Genomic DNA, 812 nt, shown 5'->3' with positions numbered 1-812 from the left:
GTCGTGCAGCATCATCAATGCTTGATCGGGTCGATGTTCGACGATGTGCAGCGCCAGTTCGTCCAGCCAGTTTTCAAAGCTGCGCTGGTATTCAGATACGTCCGGCTTAGGCAGGCGCATGAGAACCTCCTTTGGCGCGCGAAATCGCAGCGTCCAGTCGTTTGCAGAAGTTGGAATATCTTTCAGACAAGGGCTGGCGGAACGCATAGATCGTGATGCGTTGCATACCGCCCGGTTCGAGAGGCTCGAACCGAACAGCCACCGTGCTGTGAAGCGCGCCCGGTAAAAGCCAAAAGCCCTCAACGCCGACCGAGCCGTTCGGCGAAATACTCAATCGCTCCAAGCTAGTAACCGCTGCCATGGTTGTACTCCTGAAAAGCGTTGAGGAATTTTTCGCGGGCGACGTGGGGCGGCCATTCTTCGATCACCACGCCAAGCGGCGGCAGGTTTGGCCACCCGTCATCGAAGCTGCATGGCGTGAAAGACATCACCTGATCGCGCTCATCGGCGAGGATCCGGTTGTCCAGTTCCTTGACTGCCGCATTGGTTATGGGGAACGGCATTGCGAGCGCATCGGCGATGGCCAGTTCAACGATCTCTTCGACCTGGCAAAACGTGTCGTTGTGCAGCTTGATAGGTCGGATCAGATCACCGATGTACGCTTCTGCAGCATCGTGTAGCAGCGCGCGAAGCTTGTCGTGCGGCGCGGCTTTCTCAGCCATGAGTACCGAATGCTGCGCCACGCTGTAAAACTGCTTGCAGTGGCCGCCGAAACGGCACGTCATGGAAAGCGCGTGCGCTATGTCCACAAT

2 protein-coding genes are annotated in these 812 nt (G+C 57.4%); both read right to left on the bottom strand.

The window, feature by feature from the left end:
* Positions 1–106 precede the first annotated feature (106 nt).
* On the bottom strand, positions 107–361 hold the full coding sequence (locus ACTJKP_RS27005) for a hypothetical protein (RefSeq protein WP_440632850.1): 255 nt from the start codon (positions 359–361) through the stop codon (positions 107–109).
* The coding region (locus tag ACTJKP_RS27000) for a phosphohydrolase (RefSeq protein ID WP_440632849.1) at positions 345–812 on the bottom strand (468 nt) is incomplete at its 5' end. The genes ACTJKP_RS27000 and ACTJKP_RS27005, both read right to left, overlap by 17 nt.

The sequence above is a fragment of the Brucella sp. 22210 genome (assembly GCF_052045675.1).
Taxonomy (GTDB): Bacteria; Pseudomonadota; Alphaproteobacteria; order Rhizobiales; family Rhizobiaceae; genus Brucella.
Note: the sequence above shows the minus strand (reverse complement) of the source record. Positions and strands in the feature narration are given on the sequence as shown.